Origin of the sequence: Billgrantia lactosivorans (genome assembly GCF_003254665.1) — a bacterium.
GTDB lineage: Bacteria > Pseudomonadota > Gammaproteobacteria > Pseudomonadales > Halomonadaceae > Halomonas > Halomonas lactosivorans.
This window is the reverse complement of the sequence record NZ_QHGY01000004.1, coordinates 230,180-254,577: the sequence shown is the minus strand read 5'-3', so window position 1 is coordinate 254,577 and position 24,398 is coordinate 230,180. Positions and strand designations below refer to the sequence as shown.

The following is a 24,398-nucleotide window of genomic DNA, read 5'->3' as shown; positions in this document are numbered from 1 at the left end:
CCCTGCGGGGCGGGTGGCGAAGCGGCCCGCCCCGACGTGCCGCAGGCTGGCGGGGTGGCGTGCGGCGCGGTAAAATGTCTGACATTTGCTTTTCCAGGAGGCCTCATGACACTGGCTTCGCTGCCGCGCCATCAGGGCGGCGCCGACGGCCTGGCCCGGCTATTGGGTCAGGCCCTGCTGGCCGGGCGCTGGCGCCCCGGCGAGACCTTTCCCCGCGAGCGTGACCTCTGCGAACACTTCGCGGTCAGCCGCAACCAGGTGCGCAACGCCCTGGCGACCCTGGTCGCGCTGGGGCTGATCGAGCGCACCGCGGGACGGGGCAGCGTGGTCTGCGAGATCGACGAGTGGCACCTGCTCGATCCGCTGGTCAGCGCCTGGATGAGCGATATCGAGACGCCCGATGCCCAGCTGCTGCGCGAGATCTTTGCCTTTCGCCACTCGGCGGAGCCCGCCGTCGCGCGGCTGGCGGCCCAGGCTGCCGAAGCGGAAGATCTCGAGCGCCTGGAGGTAGCCTACCGGGGGATGCGGCGCACCGCCGGCAGGCCGGAGGCCAGTGCGCAGCATGCCGAGCACGACGTGGCCTTCCACACCGCCATCTACCGCGCCAGCCACAACCTGGTGTGGCGCCAGATGGGCCATCTGCTGCGGCCTTCCATCGTCGCGCTGATCCAGCGCTCCCAGGCCCACCTGCAGCCGCATCCGGACGGCCTGGAGGACAGCCTGGTGCGCCACGGCCGGCTGCTCGAGGCGATCCGTGGCCGCGATGCCGACGCCGCCGAAGCGGCCGCCGCCGACGTGCTGCGGCGCACCGCCGTCGACCTGGGGATCGTCGCCGACGCGGCCTCCCGACCCGCCACCGTCCCGGTGGCCGAACCCAACGCCAAGGAGCGCTCCGCATGAAGATCACCCGACTCAGGACCTGGCAGGTGCCGCCGCGCTGGCTGTTCCTCAAGATCGAGACCGACAGCGGCTGCTACGGCTGGGGCGAGCCGGTCATCGAGGGCCGTGCCGCCACCGTGGAGGCCGCGGTTCACGAACTCGCCGACTACCTCGTCGGCCAGGACCCGCACCGCATCGAACACCTGTGGAACATTCTCTATCGCGCCGGCTTCTACCGCGGCGGCCCCATCCTGATGAGTGCCATCGCCGGCATCGACCAGGCGCTGTGGGACCTCAAGGGCCGCGACCTGGGCGTGCCGGTGCACCAGCTGCTGGGCGGCGCGGTGCGCGAGCGCATGCGCATGTACGCCTGGACCGGCGGCGACCGGCCGAGCGAGGTGGGCGAAGGGGCCCGGGCGTTGGTCGAACAAGGCTTCACCGCCGTCAAGATGAACGGCACCGCCGAGCTGCAGATCGTCGACTCGCACCGCAAGGTCGACGAGGCGGTGGCGCGGGTGGCCGAGGCGCGCGAGGCGGTCGGTCCCGAGGTCGGCATCGGCATCGACTTCCACGGCCGCGTGCATCGGCCCATGGCCAAGGCGCTGCTGCGCGAGCTGGAGCCGTTCCACCCGATGTTCGTCGAGGAGCCGGTGGCCCCCGAGCACCTGCCGGTGCTCAGGCACATCGCCGGTGGCCTGGGCTACCCGCTGGCCACCGGCGAGCGCCTGCATACCCGCTTCGAGTTTCGCGACCTGCTTGCCGACGGCATGGTCGACATCATCCAGCCCGACCTCTCCCACTGCGGCGGCATCAGCGAAGGGCTCAAGATCGCCGCGCTGGCCTCGGCCCACGACGTGGCCCTGGCGCCCCATTGCCCGCTCGGCCCGCTGACCCTGGCCGCCTCGCTGCAACTGGATGCGGTATGCCACCACGCCTTCATCCAGGAGCAGAGCATGGGCATCCACTACAACCGCGACAACGACGTGCTCGACTACCTGGTCGACAAGTCGGCGCTGGCCATCGAGGAGGGCTTCTGTGCCATTCCCCAGGGGCCGGGCCTCGGCGTCGAGATCGACGAGGCCTTCGTCGAGGAGCGCGCCCAGGTGGGGCACCGCTGGCGCAACCCGGTGTGGAGCCATGAAGACGGCTCCGTCGCCGAATGGTGAGGGAGCGGCGATGAGCGATGCAATAGCGGAACGGCTGGCGTGGGTCGCCGTCGACTGGGGCTCGAGCCACCTGCGTGCCTGGGCCATGGATGCCCAGGGTGACGTGCTGGCCCGCGGCGGCAGCGACCGGGGCATGCTGTCGCTGGTGCCCGAGGGCTACGAGCCCGCGCTGCTCGAGGCGGTCGCTGGCTGGTTGCCCGCTGCCGGGCGTGTGCCGGTGTGGGTCTGCGGCATGGCCGGCGCCCGCCAGGGCTGGCACGAGGCGGCCTACCTGCCGGTGCCGGCGCGCCTGGACGAACTGGCCCACGGGGCCGTCGCCCCGGCGGTGCGCGACCGGCGGCTGGCCGTGCGCCTGCTGCCGGGGCTGTGCCAGCACGCCGACGGGGCGGGGCGAGGCTTCGACGTGATGCGCGGCGAGGAGACCCAGTTGGCCGGCCTGGTGGCGCGCGAGCCCGGCTTCACGGGGCTGGTCTGCCTGCCCGGCACCCACGCCAAGTGGGCCTGGCTCGAGGCGGGCGGGGTAATGCGCTTCACCACCGCGCTCAGCGGGGAGCTCTACCAGCTGCTGGCCAGCCGCTCGGTGCTGCGGCACTCGGTGGCCGACGCCGGGCTGGATGCAGCGGGCTGCCGCGAGGCGTTCGTCAACGCGGTGCGCGAGGCAGCCGCCGCGCCCGGGGGCTTCAGCCAGTGGCTGTTCGGCCTGCGCGCCACCGACCTGCTCGACGGCACGCTGCCCAGCGGCGCGGCGCGGCAAGCGCGGCTGGGCGCTCGCCTCTCCGGGCTCGTCATCGGCCTGGAACTCGCCGGGCTGGCAAACGAGCTGTCGTCTACCCCCGTCACGCTGGTTGGTGGCGCGGCGCTCACCGCCCGCTACGCCCTGGCCCTCGAGGCGCTCGGCCACGCCAGCCGCCGCCTCGACGGCGACGCGGCGGTGCTGGCTGGCCTCGGCCTGGCCCAGGCCGCGCCATGACACCTGCAAGGAGAATCCCCATGTCCCTGCCCCTGATCGGCATCCTGCGCGGTATCACCCCCGACGACGCGGTGGCGGTAGGCGAGGCGGTGCTGGCCGCCGGCATCGCCACCCTGGAAGTGCCGCTCAATTCTCCCGAGCCGCTCGCAAGCATCCGTCGGCTGGCCGAGGCGCTCGGCGACCGCGCCCTGGTGGGCGCCGGCACGGTGCTCCACCCGAACCAGGTGAGCGAGGTGCATGCCGCCGGCGGTCGGCTGGTGGTCTCGCCCAACTGCCGCCCCGCGGTGATCGAGGCGACCCGCCGTCTCGACATGCACAGCTGGCCCGGCGTGCTGACGCCCTCGGAGGCCTTCGATGCTCTGGAGGCCGGCGCTACCGGCCTCAAGCTCTTCCCCGCCGTGCAGGTGGGCATCGCCGGGATGCAGGCGCTGCGGGCGGTACTCCCCGACGGGAGCCGGCTCTTCGCCGTGGGCGGCATCGGCGTGGGTGACTTTGCCGCCTGGCGAGCCGCGGGGGTGGATGGTGCCGGCCTGGGCAGCGCTCTCTACCGGCCGGGGCAGTCGCCCGCGCAGGTGGGCGAGCAGGCCCGAGCCCTGGTGGCGGCCTGGCGCGCCGCCGATGGCGAGGCGTCGACCTGACACGCGGTTCGCGCCGTGCTGGCGGTGCGGTGCGCTCAGCCGCGGGGCGGGTAGCGGGTGTCGCGCAGGCTGTCCTTGATCTTCTTCAGGTGGGGCAGGAAGTCCTCGCCACGACGCAGGGTGACGCCGGTGGCCAGCACGTCGATCAGGGTCAGCTGGATCATGCGCGAGGTCATCGGCATGTAGACGTCGGTGTCCTCCGGCGTGGCGACCTCGAGGGTCTCGGTGCACTCGACGGCCAGCGGCGAGCCCGGGGCGGTGATGCCAAGCACCACGGCGCCGCTCTCGCGCGCCAGGCGGGCGATGTCGACCAGCTCGCGGGTGCGCCCGGTCCAGGAGATGACCACCACCACGTCGCCGGTGTGGCAGGCCGAGGCGACCATGCGCTGCATCAGCACGTCGACGTAGGAGGTCACCGGCAGGTTGAAGCGGAAGAACTTGTGCTGGGCGTCCTGGGCCACGGCGCCGGAGGCACCCAGGCCGAAGAAGTGGATCTGCTTGGCCTGGATCAGGTAGTCCACCATGCGCTCGATGCGCGCCGGGTCGAGGGTGCGGCTGGCCTCGTCCAGGGCGGCGATGGTGGCGCCGAAGATCTTGCGGGTATAGTCCGCCGCCGCATCGCCGGGCTCCACCGACTGGCTGACATAGGGCGTGCCGCCGGCCAGGCTCTGGGCTAGCTTGATCTTGAAGTCAGGATAGCCCTTGGCATTGAAGCTGCGACAGAAACGGTTCACCGTGGGTTCGCTGACCGAGGCCGCCTGGGCCAGGCTGGCGATGCTCAGGCCGGTGGCCCGGGCCGGGTCGGCCAGGATGACGTCTGCTACCTTGCGCTCTGAGCGGTTGAGCTCCTCGAGGCGTTGACGGATACGTTGCAGCAGGTCGTGATGGGCCATGGCGGATGGGACTCTCTCAGGCTGGTAATGTAGTGATTTAACAACATCAACGCCGGCTATCCTATCGCGGAGTCTCGGTCGGGGGCGAACTGATGTATCGGCACAGGCTATTTTGCGTGTAATATTACAAAATATCTGTTGATCGAAGGCCCGCTTTTCCGTATTTTTTGTGTAAATTAACCAGATGGGGGCGGACATGAAGGCAACCACGCGGCCAGAGGAAGAGAGTCGGCCGGTCATCGATCTCGCGCTGTTTGGTGCCCTGGGCGACCTGTCGCTGCGCAAGCTCTATCCGGCGCTCTATCATCTCGATCGCGAGGGCCTGCTGCATGACGATACGCGAATCCTCGGGCTGGCACGCCAGGAGCTGAAGCCGGACGCCTTCCGCCGCCGCATCACCGAGACCCTGCAGACCTACGTCAAGCCCGCGGAGCTCGACCGCGAGGCCGTCAAGCGCTTCACCGCGCGCCTCGACTACCTGCAGCTCGACTTCGCCACCGCCGAGGGCTATCGCGGCATCAGCGAATGGCGCGAGGCCGTGCGCCACGACACCGTGGTCTGCCCCCTGGTGGTCTATCTCGCCGTGCCGGCGAGCCTGTACGGCGAGATCTGTCGCAATCTGCAGGGCGGGGGGTGTCTCGACGAGCTCTCCCGGGTGGTGGTCGAGAAACCGATCGGCTACGACTTCGAATCCTCCTGCGAGATCAACGACGCCATCGGCGAGGTGTTCCCCGAGTCCCAGGTCTATCGCATCGATCACTACCTGGGCAAGGAGACCGTCCAGAACCTGATCGCGCTGCGCTTCGCCAACCCCCTGTTCGGCACCCAGTGGAACCAGAACCACATCTCCCACGTGGAGATCACCGTGGCCGAGCAGGTCGGCATCGAGGGGCGCTGGGGCTACTTCGATCGCGCCGGCCAGCTGCGCGACATGGTCCAGAATCACCTGCTGCAGCTGGTCTGCCTGATCGCCATGGACCCGCCGGCGAACCTCGATGCCGACGCCATCCGCGACGAGAAGGTCAAGGTGCTCAAGGCGCTGCAGCCCTTCAGCGAGGCCAGGCTCAACCGCGACGTGGTGCGTGGCCAGTACATTGCCGGCACCATCAACGGCAAGGGGGTGCCCGGCTACCTCGAGGAGGAGGGCGCCAACCGCGAGAGCGAGACCGAGACCTTCGTCGCCATGAAGACCGGCGTGGCCAACTGGCGCTGGGCCGGGGTGCCGTTCTACCTGCGCACCGGCAAGCGCATGCCCGAGAAGCTGTCGCAGATCGTGGTGCACTTTCGCCAGCAGCCCCACTACATCTTCGACCCCGACCAGCGCAGCCTGGCCGCCAACAAGCTGGTCATCCGCCTGCAGCCGGACGAGGGCATCGCGCTGGAAGTGCTGACCAAGGACAGCGGGCTGGACCGCGGCATGCGCCTGCGCCGTGGCCCGCTGCACCTGGACTTCGGCAGCGCCTTCCCCCAGACCCGCATACCCGACGCCTACGAGCGCCTTCTGCTGGAGGTGATGAAGGGGCGCCAGTACCTGTTCGTGCGCCGCGACGAGGTGGAGCACGCCTGGCACTGGTGCGACAGCCTGATCGCCGCCTGGAAGGAGCTGGGCGAGCCGCCGCGGCGCTATCCCGCCGGTTCCTGGGGGCCGGTGGCCTCCATCGCCATGATCACCCAGGACGGGCGCAGCTGGTACGAGGATTACTGACATGACGAATCTTGCCGCCGGGCCGCGCGAACAGCTCGCCGAGCAGCTGGCCGAAGCCACCGGGGCCGCGCTGCGCCAGGACCTGATGCAGCAGGAGCGGGCACTGCTGGTGCTCTCCGGCGGTTCGACGCCGGTGCCCTATTTCCAGTCCCTGGCGAAGCAGGCGTTGCCTTGGGAGCGAGTCGACGTGACCCTGGCCGACGAGCGCTGGGTGCAGGAGACGGACGAGGCGAGCAATGCCCGCCTGGTACGCCGCCACCTGCTGCAGGGCGAGGCGGCGGCGGCCAGCTTCGTGCCCCTGACCACCGCCGACGAGACCCCGGAGCAGGGCGTCGCTGCGGTCACCCGGCGCATCGAGGCGCTGCCCTGGCCTGCCAGCCTGGTGGTGCTGGGCATGGGCGGCGACGGACATACCGCCTCACTGTTTCCCGACAGCCGTGAGCTGGAGCTGGCCCTCACCACCGATGCCCCGGTGCTGGCCGCGCGCACGCCGAGCCAGCCCCAGGCGCGCATCACCCTGAGCGCCGACCGGCTGCACCAGGCACGGCGCCACGTGCTGCACATCACCGGCGACGACAAGCGCAGCGTGCTGGCCCGGGCCATGTCCGGCGACGACTCGCGCGAACTGCCGATCCGTGCCTTCCTTTCCTGTCCGCTGGCCGTTTACTGGGCCCCCTGAACTGGAGTCTTGCTCATGACCATCGACAAACAGCTGCCGTCCACGCGCACCACCGAACTCGACAGCATCTGCCTCAAGGCCGAGGTCATCCCGGTGCTGGCCATCGAGCGGATAGAGGACGCCGTGCCGCTGGGCCGCGCCCTGGTCGAGGGCGGGCTCACGGTGCTGGAGGTGACCCTGCGCACGGATTGCGCCCTCGAGGCGGTGCGTCGCCTCAAGGAGGCCCTGCCCCAGGCCAGCATCGGCGTGGGCACCGTGCTGACCCCGGCCCAGTATCGCCAGAGCGAGCAGGTGGGCGCCGATTTCGTGGTCACGCCGGGCACCACCGAGGCGCTATACCGCTATGGAGTCACCAGCCCGGTGCCGATGCTGCCCGGCGTGGCCACGGTGTCCGAGCTGATGACCGGCTGGCAGTACGGCTACCGCCGCTTCAAGTTCTTCCCCGCCGAGGCCAGTGGCGGCGTCAAGGCGCTGAAGGCCTTCGCCGGGCCGATTCCCGAGGCGCGCTTCTGCCCCACCGGCGGCATCACCCTCGACAACGCCGAGGACTACCTGGCGCTGAAGAACGTGATGTGCGTGGGCGGTTCCTGGCTGACGCCGAAATCCCTCGTCGACGCCGAGGACTGGACCGGCATTCGTCAGCTCGCGCGCGAGGCCGCCCAGCGTTTCCATCACTGAGCGATCCCGCCGACCTATTTGTTGTGCTCTCTCGGCAGCCAGTCGCTGTCGTTGTGCCCGGCCTTCTGGCCGGGCTTTTTTTATCCGCCGGCCTGGGGCGGGCGCCGACGAAAAAAGCGCTGGTGCATGTCGCCCCTGTACGGCATGCACCAGCACTGGAAGCCTGCCAGCGGGGTATCAGGCGTTGGCGGCGACGGCCACCGGGGCGGCGCCGCGCTTGATCGCGGCGTAGCCCAGACCGGTGATCAGCGAGCCGGCGACGATGGCGCCAAGGTAGAGCAGTACCGGGCTAATGGCGTTGGGGATCAGCAGCACGAAGATGCCGCCGTGGGGCGCCATCAGCTGAGCGCCCGCCAGCATGGAGAGGGCACCGGTGACGGCACCGCCCAGCATGCACGCCGGAATCACCCGCAGCGGGTCCTTGGCAGCGAAGGGAATGGCGCCCTCGCTGATGAAGCACAGCCCCAGCACGAACGAGGCCTTGCCCGCTTCACGTTCCGGCTCGGAGAACTTGTGGCGGGCGGCGAAGCTGGCGATCCCCATGCCGATGGCCGGCACCATGCCGGCGGCCATGATCGCCGCCATCGGCGCGTAGGTCTGGGTCGAGAGCAGGCCGACGCCGAAGGTGTAGGCCGCCTTGTTGACCGGCCCGCCCAGGTCGAAGCACATCATGGCGCCGAGCAGGATGCCGAGCAGCACGGCGTTGGTCGAGTCCATGGCCGCGAGGAACCGGGTCAGGCCGGCGAGAATGGCCGCCACCGGCTCGCCGATCACGTAGATCATGGTCAGCCCGGTGACCAGGCTGGCGATCAGCGGAATGATCAGTATCGGCTTGAGCGACTCGACGCTCGACGGCAGGCGCACGTGGCGGGTCACGGCCAGCGCCACGTAGCCGGCGAGAAAGCCGGCAAGGATACCGCCGATGAAGCCGGCGCCGGTCTCCGCCGCCAGCATGCCGCCGATCATGCCGGGGGCGATGCCCGGCCGGTCGGCGATGGAGTAGGCGATGTAGCCGGCCAGTACCGGGATCATCAGGGCGAAGGCGGTGCCGCCGCCGATCTGCATCAGTGCCGCGGCCAGCGTGCCCTCCTGCTCGAAGGCCTCGATGCCGAAGACGAAGGAGAGGGCGATCAGCAGCCCCCCGGCCACCACCATGGGCAGCATGAAGGAGACGCCGGTGAGCAAGTGCTTGTAGACCCCCTTCTCCTTGAGGCTCTTCTTCGCCTCGTGGCGGTGTGAAGCCCCCGCGGCGTCCTCCACTTCGGCCTCGGCCAGCGCCGCCTCGATGGTGGGGCGCGGCTTCTTGAGGGCGTTGCCGGTGGAGGTGCGGTAGATACGCTTGCCGGCGAAGCGGGTCGGGTCGACCTCGATGTCGCAGGCCAGGATCACCACGTCGGCCTCGGCGATCTCGTCTTCCGTCAGCTTGTCCTGGGCGCCTACCGAGCCCTGGGTCTCGACGCGGATGGCGTGGCCCAGGCTCCTGCCGGCCTCGCTCAGTGCCTCGGCGGCCATGAAGGTGTGGGCCACCCCGGTGGGGCAGGCGGTTACGGCGACGATGCGGCTGCCGCCGGTGGCTCCCTCGGTGGCCCTGGCCGGTGCCGTGGCGGGCAGCGTGTACTCGGCGGCGTCGCGCTGGGCGCGGGCGAGGAAAGCCTCGGGGTCGGGCAGCGCCTCGCCGATGGCGGCCTGGAACAGGCGCTTGCCGCGGAAGCGTTCGGCGGCGGGCAGCTGGTCGGCGGCCACCACGATCAGGTCGGCAGCGGCAATGGCCTCGGCCGAGACGGGCTCGAGCGTCTCGAGCTGGCTGTGCATCTCGACGCTGGGTTGCCAGCCGAGCCGGCGAGCGGCCTGCTCGAGGCGACGGGCGGCGAGGAAGGTGGTGGCCATGCCGCTGGGGCAGGCGGTGACGATGATCACGTTCATGCGAAGGCTCCCCCCGCGTCGACGTCGTTGAGGCGACGTACGCGGGTCTGTTGTTGGAGTTGCGGGAAGTCTGCGGCGTGGAGGTTGCCCACGCCCAGGTGGCGAACCGACTCGGCGGAGAGGGCGGTGGCCAGGCGCAGCGCCTGGTCGGGCGGGTGGCCCGAGAGCACGCCGTGCAGCAGTGCGGCGAGCAGGGTGTCGCCGGCGCCTACGGTGCTGGCCACTGGCAGGCGCGGGGGTACGGCCTGCCAGGCACCGCGCCGGCTGACCCACAGCACGCCGGCGGGGCCGGCGGAGACCACGGCCTCCTCGATGCCGGCGGCGTAGAGGCGCAGCGCCGCGGCCAGCCGCGATTCGGAGGTATCGAGGGGGTTGCCCGCCCAGGCGACAAGCTCCTGCTCGTTGGGCTTGACCGCGGTGGGGCGAGCGTCGATGGCGTGGGCGAGGGCCTCGCCGCTGGTATCGACCCATACCGGTAACCCGGCGCCGCGCAGCCGTGCGGTCAGCTCGGCAAGATTGTCCGCCGCTACGCCGGGCGGCAGGCTGCCGGCGATCACCACCGCGTCGGGCCGCCGCCGCGGATCGCCGATGCGGGTGTCGAGCCCGTCGAGCAGCCGCTGCCAGGCCACGACGTCGATCGCCGTGCCGGGGCCGTTGATGTCGGTGACGCGGCCGTCGGCCTCGGCGAGCTTGGCGTTGATGCGGGTCTCGCCGGGCACGCGCAGGAAGGCGTCCTCCACGTCCATGGCCTCGAAGGCGCGCAGGAAGGGGCCATCGTTGTCGCCACCGAGAAAGCCCGACACGGTGACATCGTGGCCGAGCCCGGCCAGCACCCGGGCCACGTTGACGCCCTTGCCGGCCGCCGTCAGGTGGGTCTCGCGGGTGCGGTTGACTTCACCCGGCACCAATCGCTCAAGGCCTACGGAGAGATCCAGCGCGGGGTTGAGGGTGAGTGTGAGCACACGGGCCATCAGCGTGCCTCCAGGGCGTCACGGACCGCCTCGCTGGTGGCCTGGGCCAGCGCCAGCTCGGCCTGGGCACGAGCCTCGGCGAGGTCGAACTCGCGCAGCCGCGCCTTGACCAGCGGGACTTGTCGCGCGCTCACCGAGAGCTCGTCGACGCCGAGCCCGACCAGCACCGGCACGGCCAGGGCGTCGCTGGCCAACTCGCCGCACACGCCGACCCACTTGCCGTGGGCGTGGGCCGCCGCCACGGTCATCTCGATCAGGCGCAGCACCGCGGGGTGCAGGCCATCGGCGTGGGCCGAAAGTGCCGGATGGTCGCGGTCGATGGCCAGCGCGTACTGGGTCAGGTCGTTGGTCCCCACCGAGAAGAAGTCGACCTCGGCGGCCAGCGTCGGCGCCAGCAGGGCGGCCGAGGGCACCTCGATCATCACCCCGAGCTGCACGTCGCTGGCGCGTTCGGCGGCGGGTATCTCCTCGAGCAGACGCTCGAAGATGGCGCGGGCGGCGCGGTATTCGCTCACGTCCTTGACCATCGGCAGCATGATGCGCAGCGGCCTCTGCACGCCCTGCTCGTCGGGGGCGGCGGCCATCAGCAGCGCGCGCAGTTGGGTCTCGAGCACCTCGGGACGGGTCAGCGCCAGGCGGATGCCGCGCAGGCCGAGGAAGGGGTTGTCCTCCCGGGGTACCGGCCAGTAGGGCAGCGGCTTGTCGCCGCCGACGTCGAGGGTGCGCGCCACCAGCGGGCGGCCATCGAGGGCCTCGAGCGCCTCGCGGTACTCGGCGAGCTGGGTGGCGAGGTCCGGTTCCTGGGCGTGGGCCATGAACAGGAATTCGGTGCGCAGCAGGCCGACGCCCTCGGCGCCGCGTGCCACGGCGTCGGCGGCGTGGGCCGTGTTGCCCAGGTTGGCGGCCACCTCCACGCGGTGGCCGTCGCGGCAGCGGGCCTCTTCGAAGCGCGCCTCCCACGCCTCGGCTTCGCGCCGCTGGCGCTCTGCCAGGCGCTGCTCGGCGGCGGCGCGGCGCTCGGCGGAGGGCGCCGGGATCACCCGGCCGCGCTCGCCGTCGAGGATCAGCTCGCTGCCGGGCGCCAGCGTCATCACCCTTGCGCCGGCTCCCACCACGGCAGGGATGCCCAGCGCCCGGGCCAGGATCGCGCTGTGCGCGGTGGCGCCGCCGCGGGCGGTGAGCAGCCCCCGCACCCGGCGCGTGTCGAGGCGCGCCACGTCGGAGGGGCCGATGTCGTCGGTGACCAGGATGTAGGGCGTCGCGGGCGGTTGTGGCAGGCTCACGTCGCACAGGATGCCGAGCACGCGGCGGCCGACGTCGCGCAGGTCGGCGGCGCGCTCGGCGAGCAGCCGGTCGGCGAGCATCTCCTGGGCGTGGGCGGCGGTCTCGATGGCCTCCCACCAGGCGGCCTCGGCGGAGGCCCCGTCCTGGATGCCCTCGCGGGCCGCCTCGAACAGCTCGGGGTCGCGCAGCATCTCCTCGTGCATGGAGAGGATCTGTGCCACCTCGCCGCCGCGGGCTTCGCGCTCCAGCGCCTCGAGCTGGGCCACGCCCTCGTCGATGGCGCGCTCGAGGCGGCGCTGCTGCTCAGCGGGGTCGGCGGCACGCGCGGGGTAGTCGAAACGTGGCGTCTGCAAGACGAAGACCGGGGCGATGGCGAGCCCCGGCGAGGCCGCCACGCCCTGGTGGGGGGTGTCATCGGGCAGCGGCTCCGGGGGAGCGGTATCCGCGAGTGGCGTGAGGCGCTCGCGGCTCTCGTCGAACGGCAATACCTGTTCGCCGAGGCCGTCGGCCACCGCCTGGCACACGGCGTCGAGCGCCGCCGCGGCCTGCTCGCCCTCGGCGGAGAAGGCCAGCTGCTGGCCGCGCCGGGCGCCGAGGTTGATCACCTTGGTCAGGCTGGTGGCCGGCACCGCGGCGGCGCCGCCTTCGGCCAGGCGCACCTGGATGGGCAGGCCCTGCCGGCGGGCGACCTGCACCAGCTGCTTGGCCGGGCGCGCGTGCAGACCGTGGGCGTTGAGCACCCGGGCCAGGCGAGTCTGGGCCGCGGCGGACTCGCCGGCCAGCCGCGCCAGCACGGTGGCGGCGTCGGCACCGGGCAGCTCGGCGGCGGCGCCGCTGTCGAGCAGCGCCAGGACGCGCTCCAGCAGGCCACGATGGGCATCGCCCTGGGCCGCCAGGCAGAACACGCCGCGCACCGCAGCGTCCTGCTGTTCCAGTGCCGCCTCCGGGGTCGCCAGGGCCAGCGCCGGCGCCTCCACGTCCCGCTCGGCGCTGGCAAGCCACAGCCCCTGGCCGAGCGCGGTGAGCTCGCGTTCGGCCACGCTGGTAACGAACCCGTTGCCCACGCAGCCGAGCTGGCGCAGCCGGGCGGCCCCGGCCAGGGCCAGCTCGCCGGCGTCGCGGGCGGGAAAGTCGAGGCACAGGGTGTCGGCGTCCAGGCGTGCCTCCACCGCCGGCTTCGACAGCAGGGCGGCGACCTCGTCGGCCGAGCGGGCCTGCGCCAGGCGCTGGCCGACACCGTCGTCGTCGAGCACGTGGGTGAGCTGGCGCAGGATGTCGAGATGCTCGTCGCTCTGGGCGGCAATGCTCACCAGCACATGCACGCGCTGGCCGTCGTGCCATTCGACCCCGGCCGGGTACTGCAGCACGCGTACGCCGGTGGTGCGCACGTGCTCGCGACTCTCGGGCGTGCCGTGGGGAATGGCAATGGCATTGCCGAGATAGGTGGAGGACTGCGCCTCGCGCTGGAACAGGCCGTCGCGATAGGCGGGCGCGGTCAGTCCCGCCCGGTGCAACGACTCGGCGGCCTGCTCCAGCGCCACGCGCCAGTCGGTGGCCTGACAGTCGAGGCGGATGTCCTCGGGACGTAGCGTGAGCATCTTGGGTCCTCCTGATCGCTGGCAGACGACACGTCTTGGCATCGGCATGGCACGAGGTTGGTCGTCATGCTGAATCGTGTCACCTTTGTTGTTCACCATGCTGGAACGATTCACATGGTTTCGCAAGGCGACATTTCTTAGACTTTCGAAGGGGGCGGAAGGGCCGGCGCTCACGTAGAATCGGCCCCAGCACATCGAGGACAGCCATGACACTCGCCGAAATCGCTCGCCTGGCCGGGGTATCGCGCACCACCGCCAGCTACGTCATCAACGGCAAGGCCGCCGAACGCCGCATCAGCCAGGACACCGTGGACCGGGTCATGGAAGTGGTGCGCGAGCACCGCTATCGGGTCGATGCCCAGGCCGCGGCGCTGCGGCGCGGCACGAGCCGTACGCTGGGGCTGATCGTTCCCGACCTGGAGAACGTCAGCTATGCACGCCTGGCCAAGCGCCTGGAGCGCGGCGCGCGCGAGCAGGGTTACCAGTTGCTGATCGTCGGCTCCGACGACCAGCCGGACACCGAGCGCGACCTGGCGCTGTCGCTGCGCGCCCAGCGCTGCGAGGTGCTGATCACCGCCAGCTGCCTGCCGATGGACGACCCCTTCTATGCCGAGTTGCTGCAGGCAGGCCTGCCGGTGGTGGCGGTGGACCGCGGCTTCGACCCGCGGCGCTTCGCCAGCGTGGTGAGCAACGACCGCGAGGCCGCCGAGCAGCTGACCCGCTCGCTGCTCGACGAGTCGGTGAAGCGCATCGCCTGGCTGGATGCGGTACCGGCGCTCTCGATCAGCCGTGAACGCCGGGGCGGTTTCCGGCAGGCCCTGGCGGGGCGCGACGTGGCGCCGCACATGCTCGGCGCCGAGCGTTACGACCGTGCCGACGGCGCCCGGCTGATGCGCGAGCTGCTCGAGCACCACGGCCTGCCGGATGCGTTGGTCACGGCCTCGTACACCCTGCTCGACGGCGTCTTCGACGTGCTGCTGGAGGAGGGCGGGCTGCCGCAGTCGCTGCGCCTGGCGACCTTCGGCGACAGCCGCCTGCTCGATTTCCTGCCGCTACCGGTCAATTCGGCGGTGCAGGACCACGACCGCATGGCGTCGATGGCGCTGGCCTGTGCCCTGGCGGCCTCGCGGGGCGACTACCGGGTGGGCCAGCAGGTCGTACCTCGTACCCTGAGGCGCCGGCTGCCGGCCAGGCTCGCCTCGTGAGCGTCTAGCCTAGCCGCGCAGCCGGGCCAGGTCGTTCCGGTCGGGCAGGGCGGCATAGGCGCCGGGGCGGGTCACGGCGTGGGCGCCGCAGTTGGCGGCGGTGCCCAGGGCGCGGCGCAGGAAGGCGTCGTCCTGGTACCACTCCCCCTCTCGCTCCGGCTCCCCGAGGCGCTCGGCGAGTTCGGCCAGCAGCCCGCCGATGAAGGCGTCGCCACCGGCGGTGGTATCCACCGCCTCGACGGCCGGCGGGGTATGGCTCAGCTCCTTGCCCACGCCCAGGACGCGTACCTCGCCGGGGCCGTCGGTGATCACCACCAGCCTGACCCCGGCGGCCAACCGCTCGGCCAGCCAGGCCTCGGCCGGATGGTCGGCGCGCAGGTAGTCGAGTTCATCGCCGGAGAGCTTGACCAGGGCGGCACGGTCGATGAGCTGGGTGACCAGGGCGATGTCGGCGCCGCCGGCGGCCCAGAGATTGTGGCGCAGGTTGGCGTCGACGCTGACCAGGCAGCCGGCGCGACTGGCCATGTCCGCCATGGCCAGGGTGGTGTCGGCGATCTCCGGCTCGGTCAGGCTGTTGCTGCAGAAGTGCACGATGGCCGGGTCGGCGAACACCCCGGGCGGCAGGTGCTCGAGGCGGTAGAGCAGGTCGGCGGCCGGCGGGCGGTAGAAATCGAAGGTCCGCTCGCCATGGGCATCGCGGGAGACGAAGGCCAGCGCCGTGCGTGCCTCGCGGGTGCGCACCACGCCAGAGAGGTCGACCCCGTGGGCGGCCAGCTCGGCGGCGAGGAAATCGCCGAAATGATCCTCGCCGAGCATGCCGAGGAAGCGACTGGGTACCCCCAGCCGCGCGCAGGCCACGGCGACGTTGGCCGGCGCGCCGCCGGCATAGGGGGTGAAGGTTTCGGCGGCCTCGCCGGCCGTCTCGCCGAGGCGGCTGGAGAGCATGTCGACGAGGGCTTCGCCGAAGGCGATCACGGGCGTCATGCGCTGTCCTCTCGATCTGTCGTTGTGGTGGTTGAGCGGCGTTCAGGCCACCTCGTGTCCGCGTGCCGCCTCGAGCAGGGCATACCAGCTGGGGCGGTCCAGCTCGAGCGCGGCGTCCGCCTGCAAGGTGGCGATGCGCTCGGCGCGCAGGCTGCCGATCACGGGGCGCGGCCGGCCGGGCAGGGCGCGCAGCCAGGCCAGCGCCAGCCCGGCGGGCGTGGCGCCACGCTCGGCGGCGAGGCGTTCGAGCAGGGCGCCGGCCACGCCGCTGCAGACCCGCCCGCCGCCGAGCGGCGACCAGGCGAGCGGCACCAGGCCATCGCCGACCAGGGCGTCGTAGCTGCCGTCGAACAGCGGCTGGGTATGGTCGAGCGAGAGCTGCAGCTGATGGACCGAGAGGCGCTGGTGCATCGCCGCCTGCAGGCGTTGCCACTGGGCGGGCAGGAAATTGGAGACCCCGGCGGCGCCGATCTTGCCCGCCGTGATGGCATCGTCCAGCGCACGGCCGGTGGCCTCGGCGTCCATCAGCGGGCTGGGGCGGTGGAGCAGGAAGTGGTCGAGGCGCTCCACGCCCAGGCGTTGCAGCGCCGCCTCGATGGCACGGCCGAGGTATGCCGGCGAACTGTCGTAGTGCTTGACGCGCAGCGGCGAGGCGTCGCGCTCCGGCGTGACGATGCTGGCCTTGGTCACGACCCTGACGCGTGCCGCGAGCCCGGGGCGCGCGCGCAGGGCGGCGCCGAACAGGGCCTCGCCCCGGGTATCGCCGTAGATGTCGGCATGGTCGAACCAGTCGAGCCCGGCGTCGAGCCTGGCCTCGATCCAGTCCGCCAGGCGCGCTGGCGCATGCAGGTCCGGCGCCTCGTGCAGACGCATCATGCCCAGCAGGAAGGGGGTGTCGAGGGCGGCGTTCACGTCGACGCGTCCTCCCGCGACAGCGTCGTGCCCAGCAGGTGCTGGGCGCCGGGCACCAGCCATACCGGGTCGAGGCGGGTGTTGGCCGCCTCCACGCAGAGGAAGTGGCGTGCGGCCACGACCGGCGTGTCGTCGGGTGGCGCCTCGCCCGGGTGCCAGACCACCGCCGAGTCGCTGCCCTGGCGGGCGACGCGCAGGCGCCGGTCGCCGTCGTCGAGAATCACCTCGGCGTTGCTGTGATAGATGCGGTCGAGCCCGCCGCGCACGGCGAGCTCGCCCTGCTGCTCGCGCTCGGCGAAGCCCGCCAGCTTGTCCAGGTAGCGCGCGCCGGCCAGGCCCGCGACGCGACAGGCGAAGCTGTCGGCCACGGCCAGGTAGCTGTGCAGGGCGCCGCTGAGCTTGACCGGCGTCTCGCCGACGTGCTCGGTGATCAGCTCCACGTGCAGGCGGCGGCCGTTGGCCTGGACCACGGTCCGCGGTACCAGCTGGCTGTGCAGGCGCTCGGCGGGCGACAGGTGCAGCTCGACGCCGCCCTCGTGCTCGTCCACTGCGTCCAGTCGCCACTGGGCCTTGCGCGCGGGGCCGTGCATGGGGCCGGAGCGATCGGGGCTCTCGTCGGCGCCGCGCTCGTCGGCGAACCAGGGCCAGCACAGCGGAATGCCGCCGCGAATGGCGCCGGGCAGCGCCTGGGGCGTCGGCGTGACCCACAGCCAGCCGCCGGGCACCAATGCTTCTTCCCCCTCGCCCATGGCCTCGGCCGCGCCAGCTCGCACGGGGGTGGGCGCGGGAAGGTCAGTACGCGTGGCTTCGGACGCGGGTGAGGAGCCTTCAGCTCGCGCGGGGGTGGGCGCGTAAGGTAAATAGTGCAGCACCTGGGCCCCCTGCAGGCACACCGCCAGCTCGCCCCAGGGTTCGCGAGCCAGCCACACGCGGCGGTCGGCCCACTCGCACTCGCGTCGGCCGTCGGTCTCGTCGAGCAGGGCACGCAGGCTTGCGGGAATCATTCCGTTCTCCTCTCCTTGCGACACTCGGTCATTCCACTTCTTCGTTGCGCAGGGCCTCGGCGGCGCCCAGCAGCCCCGGCCAGGGGGCGGTGACGACCCGGACCGGGATGGCGCCCGTGTAGCCGCTCATGCGTCCCTTGTCGGTGAAGGCCTCGACGAAGCGGCTCTGCGGCAGCCAGTCGAGCAGCCGCGGCAGGATGCCGCCGCACAGGTAGACCCCGCCGCGCGCGCCCATGGTCAGGGCGGCGTCGCCGCAGACGTCACCGAGGATCTTGAGAAACCTCAGCAGCGTATCACGGGCGATGCCGTCGCCGCCCGCGGCCGCGGCGGTGACCTCGGCCGGCGCCTGGCAGCTGGGGTTGGCTCCCTTCAGCGAGCAGTGCGCCAGGTAGAGATCGAGCAGCCCCTGGCCGCACAGGATGCGCTCCACCGAGACCCGGCCGTAGCGATTGCGGAAATGGCGCAGCAGGTTCTGCTCGCGTTCGTCGGTGGGGGCGAAGGTGACGTGGCCGCCCTCGGTGGGCAGCGGGATCCAGGCGCGCCGTCCCGGGAAGATGCCGCCGACGCCGAGCCCGGTGCCCGGGCCGATGACCAGGCAGGCGGCGTGTTCGCGGGCCACGCCGGGGTGTATCTCGACCAGTTCGTGGGGGGCGAGGTGGGGAACACCCAGGGCCTGGGCGGTGAAGTCGTTGATCGCCTTGAAGCGCTCGAGGCCGAGGGCGGTCTGCACCTCGCGCCGGGAGAACGACCAGTGGTTGTTGGTCATGGTCACGCGGTCGTCGCCGATGGGGCAGGCGAAGGCCAGGCACGCCTCCCGCGGTGCCGCTTCGGCGTCCAGCCCGACCCGGGCCAGGTAGTCGCGCACGGCGTCGACCAGGCCGGGGTAGTCGGCGCAGGGCAGCGCGAGGATGTCATGGGGCGCGAACTCGCCGGGAGTGACCAGGGCGAAGCGGGCGTTGGTGCCCCCGATGTCGCCGATCAGGGCCGGTCGCGTCATTGATCCTCCTGCCCGATCTTCTCCAGCTCCCGCGCCAGGACCTCGGCCTCGAAGCCGCCGAACACCCCGGCGCCCAGCTCGGCGCCGGCGGCCAGGTGGCGGAAGCCGCCGAACAGCTCGCGGCCCATGCCGAAGTGGTAGCGCTCCAGGTTGGGTTCGATAATGCCGCGGCTGGCGAACTCGGCGGCATCGACCAGGGCGGTCAGCTCGCCGCGCTCGGCGTCCAGGCGCACCACGTCGCCCTCGCGCAGGCGTGCCAGCGGGCCGCGGTCGACGGCCTCCGGCGTGACGTGGATGGCGGCCGGCACCTTGCCCGAGGCGCCGGACATGCGGCCGTCGGTGACCAGTGCCACCCGGTAGCCACGGTCCTGCAGCACGCCGAGGAAGGGGGTGAGCTTGTGCAGCTCCGGCATGCCGTTGGCCTTGGGGCCCTGGAAGCGCACCACCACCACCACGTCGCGGTCGAGTTCGCCCGACTCGAAGGCGGCCTTGACCTGGTTCTGGTCGTCGAAGATGCGCACCGGCGCCTCGACGATGCGGTTGGCCGGCTTGACCGCGGAGACCTTGATCACGCCGCGGCCCAGGTTGCCGTCGAGCACCACCAGGCCGCCGGTGGGGGCGAAGGGGTCGTCGACCGGACGCAGCACCTCGCGGTCGAGGCTCTCGGTCGGCCCTTCGCGCCACACCAGCTTGCCGTCGTCGAGGAAGGGTTCCTGGGTATAGGCGGTGAGGTCGGTGCCGAACACGGTGGGAATGTCGCCGTGCAGCAGCCCCGCGCCGAGCAGCTCGCGGATCAGCAGGCTCATGCCGCCGGCGGCCTGGAAGTGGTTCACGTCGGCGCTGCCGTTGGGGTAGATCCGGGTCAGGCTCGGTACCACCGCCGACAGCGCGGTGAAGTCGTCCCAGTCGATGGTGACGCCGGCCGCGGCGGCCATTGCCACCAGGTGCAGGGTGTGGTTGGTGGAGCCGCCGGAGGCGAGCAGGCCGACCATGGCGTTGACGATGGCGCGCTCGTCGATCTGCCGGTAGAAGGGACGGTAGTTGCCGCTCTGCTCGGTGTTGCGCACCGCCTGCTCCGCGGCGTAGCGGGTCAGGGCCTCGCGCAGCGGGGTGCCCGGGTTGACGAAGGAGGCCCCGGGCAGGTGCAGGCCCATCATCTCCATCATCAGCTGGTTGGAGTTGGCGGTGCCGTAGAAGGTGCAGGTGCCCGGGCTGTGGTAGGAGCGCGACTCGGCCTCGAGCAGCTCCTCGCGGCCCACCTTGCCCTCGGCGTAGAGCTGGCGCACGCGGGCCTTCTCGTCGTTGGGCAGGCCGCTGGGCATGGGGCCGCCGGGGATGAACACCGCCGGCAGGTGGCCGAAGCGCGCCGCACCGATGAACAGCCCCGGGACGATCTTGTCGCAGATGCCCAGGTAGAGGGCGGCGTCGAACATGTTGTGGGAGAGCGCCACGGCGGTGGCCATGGCGATCACATCGCGCGAGAACAGCGACAGTTCCATGCCCGGCATGCCCTGGGTGACGCCGTCGCACATCGCCGGCACGCCGCCGGCGAACTGGGCGGTGCTGCCCATGCCGCGTGCGGCCTCCTTGAGGATGGCGGGGTAGTCTTCGAACGGCCGGTGGGCCGAGAGCATGTCGTTATATGACGAGACGATGCCAAGGTTGGCGCTGTTGGTCAGCTTGAGGCGATCCTTGTCGCCGGCGTGGTCGCAGCCGGCGAAGCCGTGGGCCAGGTTGCCGCAGGAGAGCTCGCCACGATGCACGCCCTGCTGGTGCTGTGCGGCCATGTGCGCCTCGTAGAGTTTGCGGCGCTGGCGCGAGCGCTCGCGAATGCGACCGGTGACCTGCTCGACGGTGGGGTTTAGTGCGGTGGGGCGAGCCATGGAAGCACCTCGCGTCGTTGGGCGATGAATGTAAGTTTACACAATTGTCTCCCATCGCATGGCAAATTTGAAGGCGCCTGGCCGAAAGTATGTAGTTTTATTACGGCGATGGAAAAGGATTGGTAGGTCTGCGCACAATGTAGGCGGCCGTCGGCCAGTTGTCAGCCGGCGCTTCGGTCACCTGCCTTACGGGAACACCATGTCCGAGCTGATTCTGAAGCGGCTGCCCGCCATCGAGGCAGTGGCGGCGACGCCATGGAATGCGTTGGTCGACGACGATCACCCCTTTCTGCGCCACGAGTTCCTCCACGCGCTGGAGGCGAGCGGGGCGGTGGGACGCTCGACCGGCTGGGTGCCGGACCACCTGACGCTGTGGCGCGGCGAGCGCCTGGTCGGCATCATGCCGCACTACCGCAAGTTCCACTCCTACGGCGAGTACGTCTTCGACTGGGCCTGGGCCGACGCCTGGGAGAGCGCCGGCGGTCGCTACTACCCGAAGGGCCTCACGGCGATCCCGTTCTCGCCGGTGCCGGGGCCGAGGCTGGCGCTGGCCGAGGATGTCGATCCGCTGTTGGCGCGCCGGGTGCTGGCCGCGGGCTGGGAGGAGAGCACGCTGTCGAGTTGGCACCTGCTCTTCGCCGAGGACGCCGAGGTCGAGGGGTGGCTCGCCGCGCGGCCCGACCTGCTGCAGCGGCACGGGGTGCAGTTCCAGTGGCAGGATCGCGGCTATGGCGACTTCGAGGGCTTTCTCGGGGCCCTGACGGCAAAGCGGCGCAAGACCATCCGCCGCGAGCGCCGCCGGGTGGTCGAGCAGGGTCTGGCGCTGCGCCGGCTGGTGGGCGAGGCGATCGGCGAACGCGAGCTCGAGCATTTCTTCCGCTGCTACGAGATCACCTACCTCGAGCGCGGCCGCCACGGCTACCTCAATCTCGACTTCTTCCGTCGCCTGCGCCGCAGCATGCCCGACGCGCTGGTGCTGATCCAGGCGCACCTCGGCAGCCAGCCGGTGGCCGCCGCGCTCTGCCTGCAGGGCTCGCGCACCCTCTACGGCCGCTACTGGGGCAGCGAGGTGCTGGCCGACTGCCTGCACTTCGAGGCGTGCTACTACCAGGGCGTCGAGCACTGCCTGGCGCACGGCCTCACCCGCTTCGACCCCGGCACCCAGGGCGAGCACAAGCTCACGCGCGGCTTCGCTCCTCGCCGGCTGCGCTCGCTGCATTACATCGCCGACCCGAGGCTGCGCGAGGCATTGTCACGTTTCTGCGACGAGGAGCGTCGCCACGTCGACGCCTACTGCCGGGCCGCCGAGGCCGCCCTGCCGTTCAGGAGATGAGGGGGGATGAGCTCAATCGATGAGGCGTTCAGGGCGTGAGCCGCGCGGGGGATGATGGCATAATGCCGGCCATTCAGAATCATGAGGACGCCAGTCGATGCTCAAGTGGCTTGCCATCGCCCTGCTCCTGCTGCTGGCGCTGCTGCAGTATCGCCTGTGGCTCGGCGACGGCGGCATTCGAGAGTTGCGCGACATCCGCGAACGGGTGGCGGTCCTGGAGGCCGCCAACAAACCGCTGCGCGACCGCAACGAACGCCTGGCCGCCGAGGTCGTCGACCTCAAGACGGGGCTCGATGCCATCGAGGAGCGCGCACGCAGCGATATCGGCATGGTGCGCACCGATGAGCAGTTCTACTGGGTGCCCGGCGTCGCGACCGAGGGCGTCGGGCAGGCAGGAATCTCGAATGAGTGAACGCTTGTGGCTGGTGGTGCCGGCAGCGGGGCGCGGGCGCCGCATGGGCGCCGCGCTGCCCAAGCAGTACCTGGCGCTGGCCGGTCGACCGGTGCTGGCGCATACCCTGGCCCGGCTGCATCAGGCCTTCCCGGAGGCTCGGCTGTGCCTGTGCCTCGACCCGGAGGATGACCGCTTCGATCCCGCCTGGGTGCCCTTCGCGCGCTGGCGGCGCAGCGCGGGCGGCGATGAGCGCGCCGATTCGGTGCGCCGTGCGCTGGAGGCCATCGCCGACGAGGCCGCCGATGACGACTGGGTGCTGGTCCACGACGCGGCGCGCCCCTGCGTGAGGGTCGACGACCTGATGCGGCTACTCGCGGCCTTGCGGCAGGACCCGGTGGGCGGGCTGCTGGCGACTCCCGTGGCCGATACCATGAAACGCGACGATGGCCAGCGCCATGTGGTGCGCACGGAGCCGCGCGACGGGCTGTGGCAGGCGCAGACCCCGCAGGGCTTTCGCTTGGGCCTGCTGCGCCGGGCGCTGGACGAGGCACGAGCGCTCGGGCGCGAGATCACCGACGAGGCCTCGGCAGTGGAGGCGCTGGGCCTGACGCCGCGGCTGGTGCCCGGCCGGCGCGACAACATCAAGATCACCCACCCGGAAGACCTGGCACTGGCGGGCCATATCCTGGCCGCCCAGCGGGACGAGCCCCGCTCGCGTCCCGGGCACGAGCACGAGGAGAGACCCTGAATGCTGCGCATCGGCCATGGCTTCGATGTCCACCGCTTCGGCGACGGCGACCATCTCATGATCGGTGGCGTTGCCGTGCCCTTCGACCGCGGCTTTGTCGCCCATTCCGACGGCGACGTCCTGCTGCACGCCATCTGTGATGCGCTGCTCGGCGCCTGTGCCCTGGGCGACATCGGCCGCCACTTTCCCGATACCGACGCCGCCTGGGCCGGAGCCGACAGCCGCGCCCTGCTGCGCCACGTGCTGGCGCTGGTGCGCGAGGCCGGCTACCGGGTCGGTAACGTCGATGCCACGGTGATCGCCCAGGCGCCGAAGCTGGCGCCCCACGTCGCCGCCATGTGCATCCACATCGCCGAGGATCTCGAGCTCGCCCTGAATGCGGTCAACGTCAAGGCCACCACCAGCGAGCGATTGGGCTTCACCGGCCGCGGCGAGGGCATTGCCGCCGAGGCCGTGGTGCTGCTCGTCCACGAGGAGGCCGTCGTGTGAGCGAATTCACCCGCCCGGGCGACTGGCCGCGCGCCACCGAAGCCGAGTTCGGCCCCCCGCGGAGGGGGGAGTTCCGCGCCGCGCCCGAGGACTTCGTGGTGGAGGAGATCCTCGGCTTCGCGCCCGAAGGGCAGGGCGAGCACCTCTGGCTCTGGATCGAGAAGCGCGGGCTCACCACCCTCGAGGCGGTGCGCCACCTGGCGCGGGCCTGCGGCGTGCCGGTGCGTGCCGTGGGCTACTCGGGCATGAAGGATCGCATCGCCGTGACCCGGCAGTGGCTCTCGGTCCACCTGCCGGGCCAGTCGGCACCGGACGACCTGGCTGCACGGTTGGCCGACTGCGGCGTGAATGTCCACGAGCAGGTCCGTCATCCGCGCAAGCTCAAGCGCGGCGTGCACCGGGCCAACCGTTTCCAGCTGCGCCTCTCGGGGGAAGCGATCGGCGACGACCTCGAGGCGCGCTGGGCCTGGCTGTGCCGTCGTGGTGTGCCCAACCTGTTCGGTCCCCAGCGCTTCGGCCCGGCGGGGCGCAACCTGGCGCGGGCCAGGGCGCTGCTGGCGCGCGGCTGGCGCAAGCGCGATGACCGCGAGGGCATGCTGCTCTCGGCGGCTCGCAGCTACCTGTTCAACGAACTGACGGCCATGCGCCTGATCGATGGCAACTGGCGACGGCTGGTGGCAGGGGACGTGGTGATCCTCGACGGCAGCGCAAGCCAGTTCAGCGTGGTCGTCGTCGATGCCGAGCTGAGCGAGCGGGCCGACCGCCTCGACCTCCACCCCTCCGGCGTGCTGTGGGGAACGGGCGACTCGCTGGCCTCGGGGCAGGCGCTGGAGTACGAACGCGCCCTCGCCGAGCGTCATGCCGATCTCTGCCAGGGGCTGGAGCAGGCCGGGGTACGCATGGCGCGGCGCGCCCTGCGCATGCGCCTGGGACAGCCGCGGCTCGAAAGCGCCGAAGGCGTGGCGCAGCTCGATTTCCACCTGCCTCGCGGCAGCTTCGCCACGGCGGTGCTGCGCGAACTCATCGACCATCCCACCTTGACGCTTCCGGTAGAGGGCTAACCGA

Annotated in this window: 22 protein-coding genes; 13 read left to right on the top strand and 9 right to left on the bottom strand. The window is 71.3% G+C overall.

Annotated elements, in window-relative coordinates; translation table 11 throughout:
* Positions 1-105: 105 nt before the first annotated feature.
* Genes DIS04_RS11690 through DIS04_RS11675 form a run of 4 tightly spaced genes read left to right on the top strand, consistent with a single transcriptional unit; the run spans position 106 to position 3,653 of the window.
* A complete protein-coding gene (locus DIS04_RS11690; RefSeq protein WP_111413957.1) occupies positions 106-900 on the top strand; it encodes a FadR/GntR family transcriptional regulator in 795 nt (264 codons plus the stop codon).
* Complete coding sequence (dgoD, locus tag DIS04_RS11685) at positions 897-2,045, top strand: galactonate dehydratase (protein WP_111413956.1); 1,149 nt, start codon at positions 897-899, stop codon at positions 2,043-2,045. Before DIS04_RS11690 ends, dgoD begins: the two co-directional genes overlap by 4 nt.
* Positions 2,046-2,055: 10 nt before the next feature.
* On the top strand, positions 2,056-3,015 hold the full coding sequence (locus tag DIS04_RS11680; RefSeq protein WP_111413955.1) for a 2-dehydro-3-deoxygalactonokinase: 960 nt from the start codon (positions 2,056-2,058) through the stop codon (positions 3,013-3,015).
* Between the two features lie 20 nt (positions 3,016-3,035).
* The gene (locus DIS04_RS11675; protein WP_111413954.1) at positions 3,036-3,653 is read left to right on the top strand and encodes a 2-dehydro-3-deoxy-6-phosphogalactonate aldolase; all 618 of its coding nucleotides are present in this window, start codon (positions 3,036-3,038) and stop codon (positions 3,651-3,653) included.
* A 35-nt stretch (positions 3,654-3,688) separates the two neighbouring features.
* Here the strand turns inward: DIS04_RS11675 and DIS04_RS11670 are convergent, their stop codons facing one another.
* Positions 3,689-4,546: a MurR/RpiR family transcriptional regulator gene (locus DIS04_RS11670; RefSeq protein ID WP_111413953.1), complete on the bottom strand. Its 858-nt coding sequence runs from the start codon at positions 4,544-4,546 to the stop codon at positions 3,689-3,691.
* Between the two features lie 196 nt (positions 4,547-4,742).
* Here DIS04_RS11670 and zwf point away from each other — a divergent pair, with 196 nt between their 5' ends.
* From zwf to DIS04_RS11655, 3 genes are read left to right on the top strand one after another with little or no spacing between them, the layout of a single operon-like run.
* Positions 4,743-6,251, top strand: coding sequence for a glucose-6-phosphate dehydrogenase (gene zwf, locus DIS04_RS11665; protein WP_111413952.1), 1,509 nt, complete (start codon positions 4,743-4,745; stop codon positions 6,249-6,251).
* 1 nt (position 6,252) lies between these two features.
* Positions 6,253-6,930, top strand: coding sequence for a 6-phosphogluconolactonase (pgl, locus tag DIS04_RS11660; protein ID WP_111413951.1), 678 nt, complete (start codon positions 6,253-6,255; stop codon positions 6,928-6,930).
* Between the two features lie 15 nt (positions 6,931-6,945).
* A complete protein-coding gene (locus tag DIS04_RS11655; protein ID WP_111413950.1) occupies positions 6,946-7,608 on the top strand; it encodes a bifunctional 4-hydroxy-2-oxoglutarate aldolase/2-dehydro-3-deoxy-phosphogluconate aldolase in 663 nt (220 codons plus the stop codon).
* A gap of 177 nt (positions 7,609-7,785) precedes the next feature.
* Here DIS04_RS11655 and DIS04_RS11650 read toward each other — a convergent pair whose 3' ends face one another.
* The 3 genes from DIS04_RS11650 to ptsP are packed head-to-tail and all read right to left on the bottom strand — an operon-like array spanning position 7,786 to position 13,384.
* On the bottom strand, positions 7,786-9,531 hold the full coding sequence (locus DIS04_RS11650; protein ID WP_111413949.1) for a PTS fructose-like transporter subunit IIB: 1,746 nt from the start codon (positions 9,529-9,531) through the stop codon (positions 7,786-7,788).
* Positions 9,528-10,502, bottom strand: coding sequence for a 1-phosphofructokinase (gene pfkB, locus DIS04_RS11645; protein WP_111413948.1), 975 nt, complete (start codon positions 10,500-10,502; stop codon positions 9,528-9,530). Before pfkB ends, DIS04_RS11650 begins: the two co-directional genes overlap by 4 nt.
* On the bottom strand, positions 10,502-13,384 hold the full coding sequence (gene ptsP, locus DIS04_RS11640) for a phosphoenolpyruvate--protein phosphotransferase (protein ID WP_111413947.1): 2,883 nt from the start codon (positions 13,382-13,384) through the stop codon (positions 10,502-10,504). Before ptsP ends, pfkB begins: the two co-directional genes overlap by 1 nt.
* Positions 13,385-13,590: 206 nt before the next feature.
* Between ptsP and cra the strand changes: the two genes are divergently transcribed.
* Positions 13,591-14,589, top strand: a complete 999-nt coding sequence (gene cra, locus DIS04_RS11635; protein ID WP_111413946.1) for a catabolite repressor/activator — start codon at positions 13,591-13,593, stop codon at positions 14,587-14,589.
* 9 nt (positions 14,590-14,598) lie between these two features.
* On the opposite strand, the gene DIS04_RS11630 is transcribed toward cra, so the two are convergent.
* The 5 genes from DIS04_RS11630 to edd are packed head-to-tail and all read right to left on the bottom strand — an operon-like array spanning position 14,599 to position 20,369.
* On the bottom strand, positions 14,599-15,573 hold the full coding sequence (locus DIS04_RS11630) for a carbohydrate kinase family protein (RefSeq protein WP_111413945.1): 975 nt from the start codon (positions 15,571-15,573) through the stop codon (positions 14,599-14,601).
* A gap of 42 nt (positions 15,574-15,615) precedes the next feature.
* Positions 15,616-16,449: an aldo/keto reductase gene (locus DIS04_RS11625; RefSeq protein ID WP_422667920.1), complete on the bottom strand. Its 834-nt coding sequence runs from the start codon at positions 16,447-16,449 to the stop codon at positions 15,616-15,618.
* Positions 16,450-16,481: 32 nt separating this feature from the next.
* On the bottom strand, positions 16,482-17,489 hold the full coding sequence (locus tag DIS04_RS11620) for an aldose epimerase family protein (protein WP_111413943.1): 1,008 nt from the start codon (positions 17,487-17,489) through the stop codon (positions 16,482-16,484).
* Positions 17,490-17,517: 28 nt separating this feature from the next.
* Positions 17,518-18,486, bottom strand: a complete 969-nt coding sequence (gene glk / locus DIS04_RS11615) for a glucokinase (protein WP_111413942.1) — start codon at positions 18,484-18,486, stop codon at positions 17,518-17,520.
* Positions 18,483-20,369, bottom strand: coding sequence for a phosphogluconate dehydratase (edd, locus tag DIS04_RS11610; protein ID WP_111413941.1), 1,887 nt, complete (start codon positions 20,367-20,369; stop codon positions 18,483-18,485). The genes glk and edd overlap by 4 nt, the downstream gene beginning before the upstream one ends.
* Before the next feature lie 199 nt (positions 20,370-20,568).
* Between edd and DIS04_RS11605 the strand changes: the two genes are divergently transcribed.
* The 5 genes from DIS04_RS11605 (at position 20,569) to truD (ending at position 24,394) form a co-directional block, all read left to right on the top strand.
* Positions 20,569-21,702 carry a GNAT family N-acetyltransferase gene (locus DIS04_RS11605; RefSeq protein ID WP_111413940.1) on the top strand — a complete coding sequence of 378 codons (1,134 nt, stop codon included), beginning with the start codon at positions 20,569-20,571 and terminating at the stop codon, positions 21,700-21,702.
* Between the two features lie 97 nt (positions 21,703-21,799).
* Complete coding sequence (gene ftsB / locus DIS04_RS11600) at positions 21,800-22,114, top strand: cell division protein FtsB (RefSeq protein WP_111413939.1); 315 nt, start codon at positions 21,800-21,802, stop codon at positions 22,112-22,114.
* Complete coding sequence (ispD, locus tag DIS04_RS11595; protein WP_111413938.1) at positions 22,107-22,844, top strand: 2-C-methyl-D-erythritol 4-phosphate cytidylyltransferase; 738 nt, start codon at positions 22,107-22,109, stop codon at positions 22,842-22,844. Before ftsB ends, ispD begins: the two co-directional genes overlap by 8 nt.
* On the top strand, positions 22,845-23,333 hold the full coding sequence (ispF, locus tag DIS04_RS11590) for a 2-C-methyl-D-erythritol 2,4-cyclodiphosphate synthase (RefSeq protein WP_179951258.1): 489 nt from the start codon (positions 22,845-22,847) through the stop codon (positions 23,331-23,333). It begins immediately after the preceding gene.
* Positions 23,330-24,394, top strand: a complete 1,065-nt coding sequence (gene truD / locus DIS04_RS11585) for a tRNA pseudouridine(13) synthase TruD (RefSeq protein ID WP_111413937.1) — start codon at positions 23,330-23,332, stop codon at positions 24,392-24,394. The genes ispF and truD overlap by 4 nt, the downstream gene beginning before the upstream one ends.
* Positions 24,395-24,398: the final 4 nt, after the last annotated feature.

What these genes read in the sequence shown, in the direction of transcription:
- DIS04_RS11690 (WP_111413957.1), top strand. Translation starts at nt 106, where the DNA reads ATGACACTGGCTTCGCTGCCGCGCCATCAGGGCGGCGCCGACGGCCTG.
- dgoD (WP_111413956.1), top strand. Translation starts at nt 897, where the DNA reads ATGAAGATCACCCGACTCAGGACCTGGCAGGTGCCGCCGCGCTGGCTG.
- DIS04_RS11680 (WP_111413955.1), top strand. Translation starts at nt 2,056, where the DNA reads ATGAGCGATGCAATAGCGGAACGGCTGGCGTGGGTCGCCGTCGACTGG.
- DIS04_RS11675 (WP_111413954.1), top strand. Translation starts at nt 3,036, where the DNA reads ATGTCCCTGCCCCTGATCGGCATCCTGCGCGGTATCACCCCCGACGAC.
- DIS04_RS11670 (WP_111413953.1), bottom strand. Translation starts at nt 4,546, where the DNA reads ATGGCCCATCACGACCTGCTGCAACGTATCCGTCAACGCCTCGAGGAG.
- zwf (WP_111413952.1), top strand. Translation starts at nt 4,743, where the DNA reads ATGAAGGCAACCACGCGGCCAGAGGAAGAGAGTCGGCCGGTCATCGAT.
- pgl (WP_111413951.1), top strand. Translation starts at nt 6,253, where the DNA reads ATGACGAATCTTGCCGCCGGGCCGCGCGAACAGCTCGCCGAGCAGCTG.
- DIS04_RS11655 (WP_111413950.1), top strand. Translation starts at nt 6,946, where the DNA reads ATGACCATCGACAAACAGCTGCCGTCCACGCGCACCACCGAACTCGAC.
- DIS04_RS11650 (WP_111413949.1), bottom strand. Translation starts at nt 9,531, where the DNA reads ATGAACGTGATCATCGTCACCGCCTGCCCCAGCGGCATGGCCACCACC.
- pfkB (WP_111413948.1), bottom strand. Translation starts at nt 10,502, where the DNA reads ATGGCCCGTGTGCTCACACTCACCCTCAACCCCGCGCTGGATCTCTCC.
- ptsP (WP_111413947.1), bottom strand. Translation starts at nt 13,384, where the DNA reads ATGCTCACGCTACGTCCCGAGGACATCCGCCTCGACTGTCAGGCCACC.
- cra (WP_111413946.1), top strand. Translation starts at nt 13,591, where the DNA reads ATGACACTCGCCGAAATCGCTCGCCTGGCCGGGGTATCGCGCACCACC.
- DIS04_RS11630 (WP_111413945.1), bottom strand. Translation starts at nt 15,573, where the DNA reads ATGACGCCCGTGATCGCCTTCGGCGAAGCCCTCGTCGACATGCTCTCC.
- DIS04_RS11625 (WP_422667920.1), bottom strand. Translation starts at nt 16,449, where the DNA reads ATGATGCGTCTGCACGAGGCGCCGGACCTGCATGCGCCAGCGCGCCTG.
- DIS04_RS11620 (WP_111413943.1), bottom strand. Translation starts at nt 17,489, where the DNA reads ATGATTCCCGCAAGCCTGCGTGCCCTGCTCGACGAGACCGACGGCCGA.
- glk (WP_111413942.1), bottom strand. Translation starts at nt 18,486, where the DNA reads ATGACGCGACCGGCCCTGATCGGCGACATCGGGGGCACCAACGCCCGC.
- edd (WP_111413941.1), bottom strand. Translation starts at nt 20,369, where the DNA reads ATGGCTCGCCCCACCGCACTAAACCCCACCGTCGAGCAGGTCACCGGT.
- DIS04_RS11605 (WP_111413940.1), top strand. Translation starts at nt 20,569, where the DNA reads ATGTCCGAGCTGATTCTGAAGCGGCTGCCCGCCATCGAGGCAGTGGCG.
- ftsB (WP_111413939.1), top strand. Translation starts at nt 21,800, where the DNA reads ATGCTCAAGTGGCTTGCCATCGCCCTGCTCCTGCTGCTGGCGCTGCTG.
- ispD (WP_111413938.1), top strand. Translation starts at nt 22,107, where the DNA reads ATGAGTGAACGCTTGTGGCTGGTGGTGCCGGCAGCGGGGCGCGGGCGC.
- ispF (WP_179951258.1), top strand. Translation starts at nt 22,845, where the DNA reads ATGCTGCGCATCGGCCATGGCTTCGATGTCCACCGCTTCGGCGACGGC.